We start from the raw sequence: 3,066 nt of genomic DNA, 5'->3' as shown, positions 1-3,066 counted from the left end.
TTATGGCCGCTGAAAGGGTGGGTAGAGGGTGTGAGCGTTTTGGAAGCTGATTGACAGCACCTTACGAGCCTTGAGATCGCGACAAAACGAGAAGCAAAACTGCGAGAGCGGGAAACAGCAGTAAATGTGCTTGTTGTTGGCGAGCTCTGTTTTTAAAAAATCGGTAAGGGAGTCAGGGTGACTGGCAATAAATAGGTCCGTTTCATTTTTGTGGGTAAGAATGGGCATCATCGCGTCACCTTATAAAAAGACACAGTTGCGCTTTCGCCATTGTACAAAACCAAAGTTATCCCCTGTCACCGGGTTGTCATGGCCGGCTTCCCAGAGTGTGGTTGTCGTGGTGTACGGGTGACACCAGGCGGCATCGGGAATAGGCCCCGACATTTGATACCGATAACGAGATTTTGGCAAAATAGGATCGGGATATTGATAACAAATCGCGCCATCTTCGCCGCGCGTCTCCCAGATGATCCCTTGCCGGTGCAGTTTGTAGTTCAGCTTTTCCATCAAGAGTGTCGCCGCCTGGATGGGCGTGTCTCGATAGTTGGTGGTGCCGGTGAGCGGATAGGCACTGCCCTGTGAGCCTAAACACCAAAATAACGCATCAATAGGTAAGGCAGTATTAGTGGAGGTCAACAGGGCTTCGGGCACGCAAGCAAGCTGCGCCACCAGGTTACCAAACAGTAACGCTTCGGGATTGAGAATGAGGGATAACTCATCGTCGTCCCAAAGTGGGTCAATTTCCGTCATGTAGGCCACATCAAACACGTCCGTGGCCATGCAGGCGGTGGATTGCATCAGTTGCAGCCAATAAATGACGGGGTACTTATACCAATGGGCGTGATAAAAGCCTCCGTCACTGCTGTCACTCTCACGGGCGGTCACGCGCCCACCGATACGCTGAGTGTTAGCGCCGGACATTTGCACGCCCATGTTCACCATACAGTAAGGGACGCGCGTGATATCGGTTAAGGCATAAGGCTCCCAATAGCCAATGTTGATGCCTATTTGCACAAAGATAGGCGGCGGTTTAGGGCAATAAGAGATAGGCAGTGTGGGATTGGGCGTATCGGGGTACTTAGAGGGCATGACGGTGGCTGAGCCTATCGTCATCGGAAACAAGCAATCCCAACAAATATCGGTCATGGGGTTAATAAAACGGCTTTTACACGCCGCACTGGCTGCTAGGGTTGATGGGGCAATAAAAACCAATAGGCAGCACAACAGTAAACGAAAGTGTCGTTGTGTCATGGGGTGTCCTTTTTCCACGCCGAGCGTGGTACTCCTTTTGTCTCGACAAGAGGCTTCGCCCCATTATCGCCGCCAAAAGCGAGCTTGGTTAAGAGAAAAAAGCGTCATACTGGAAGCATGATCAAGGGAGGTGCGCACTTCCAATGCGATGTCATTGTTATTGCTCTATCGCCAAGGGGTGCAAACCCGATACGTTCACCTCATCGATGCGCCAGCGCGTGCCTTCTTGGTAGGCAATCGCTGGGACGTGAGTAATGTTAAGCGATTGGGTTAAGTGGCCTTGCTGCGCAAAATACATTCTTGCGTCCAATAAGGTCGCCATTTTATTCGGGCTGCCTCCTGTCAGTACCCACTTGATTGGCTTGGCGTTTTGATACTCGCTAGCGAACCTTCGTTGCTGCGCGTCTCTGGCATCAAAAAAGACCAGCACCTTACTTAACTCAAATCGTGGTAGAACGTTTTGACCGTCGACCTTTGGCCAAGTGCGGGGTTCAAAGGGGTTCACTCTGGTGCCCGCTTTGGCAATCACGGCTCCTGTAGTGGGGGCGATAATGTCTTTAGGGAGGGTGATGCTTGGGTCAACGTAAAAGGTGCGGGGGTTGATCGTGGTGGTTAAGCCTGCAACGGGCGGTGGGTTTTCAATGCTTTGCTTGGCGCGCTCCGTGAACTCGTTTTGCATGTCCGCTAATTGACCACTGGCCTCAAACCCTTTCAGTCTTTGGTCAATCCACTCCAGCATGTCAATCTCACCGATGGGGAAGATAGGGGCCACTTGGCCCAAGTTCTTTCCAGCGGCATTTGTTGTTGCCAGTCCAGCGACCAAAAGAAAAAGGGGGGATTTAAGCGCTCGCCCCAATGGCTTGATTAAAGGCGTCAATGTCTTTGCCATAAAAGTGCCTGGAGGTTTGCTCAATGGCGCGCTCCAGTGAGTGGCCTTGTTTATAAAGATTTTCACAATACTCAAACTCCTTAGGCTCGGTTGAGAACATGGCGCGTTTCACCGGAGAGGCGAAAAAGCGGTGATAGGTGACATGGCCACCCGCTTTGATGCGCGCACTGCTGTATCCCGCTTCGGCAGACGGAGCGAAACTTTTAATGAGGCGCTGCTCAAACGGTGAGAAGGCATCCGGGTTTTGGATCAGATACTCATCAAACCCTTCCCCTTGACGAAGAATGATGTGGATATCGGAGTTGTTGTAGCAGGCTTTGGCTTCCTCGTTGCTAAAGAAGTCTTCAATCCCTTGAGTCACTGTACAAAAAGCGCCGCCGAACTTACGGGCGGTGCGATAACCGGTGTTGATGAACTCCCTCGCTTGCTCGTTTGCCCCAGAGAGGAGGCTCCAGGCTTCTTCAATGATGCACAGCTTTGGGGTAGAGCGAGAGCCAGCCAGGTACATCTGCTGGTTAATCGACACCATCAACGCAAAAATCACGGGTCTGAGCACAGCAGGCGGAAACCCATCCAGCTCCAGCGTGGTGATTTCCACACTGGGGTCGAGCATGGAGGGCTTGTTGAACACATCTTTGTACATGCCGTCGGTGCAGAACTTTTTCAGTTGCACCGCAATGTCTTTGATGCGTCGGTCGCTTTCTTCTCCAGCAATCTCAATCAAGGCGTCTCTGACATCATCCACCAAGGCTTGATTACCTTTACGCTCCCATGCCGTCACTATCGCATCGCCTAAGACGCTTTGTTGAAACGCCGTCAGTGGGACGTAGGGTGACGCGATGGTGGCAAACAACGCCGTGATATTATCGAGCGCTTCCATCATGGGGTCGACCGGTCTACCGTCATCATCCACAAACTCAAACTCA

General features: G+C 51.8%; 2 protein-coding genes and 1 pseudogene. All 3 read right to left on the bottom strand.

Annotated elements, in window-relative coordinates:
* Positions 1-240: 240 nt before the first annotated feature.
* Positions 241-1,251 (bottom strand): conjugal transfer pilus assembly protein TraU, encoded by a 1,011-nt coding sequence (traU, locus tag AB4589_RS24445; protein ID WP_017099757.1) that lies wholly within the window; start codon positions 1,249-1,251, stop codon positions 241-243.
* Positions 1,252-1,408: 157 nt separating this feature from the next.
* Positions 1,409-2,140, bottom strand: a complete 732-nt coding sequence (gene traW / locus AB4589_RS24440) for a type-F conjugative transfer system protein TraW (RefSeq protein ID WP_076647800.1) — start codon at positions 2,138-2,140, stop codon at positions 1,409-1,411.
* Positions 2,091-3,066: pseudogene (locus AB4589_RS24435) on the bottom strand (type IV secretion system protein TraC); the annotation flags it as partial. The pseudogene AB4589_RS24435 and the gene traW, both read right to left, overlap by 50 nt.

This window comes from Vibrio sp. 10N.222.49.A3, from assembly GCF_041475145.1.
Taxonomy (GTDB): Bacteria; Pseudomonadota; Gammaproteobacteria; order Enterobacterales; family Vibrionaceae; genus Vibrio; species Vibrio tasmaniensis_A.
This window is presented reverse-complemented; position numbering and strand designations above follow the sequence as displayed.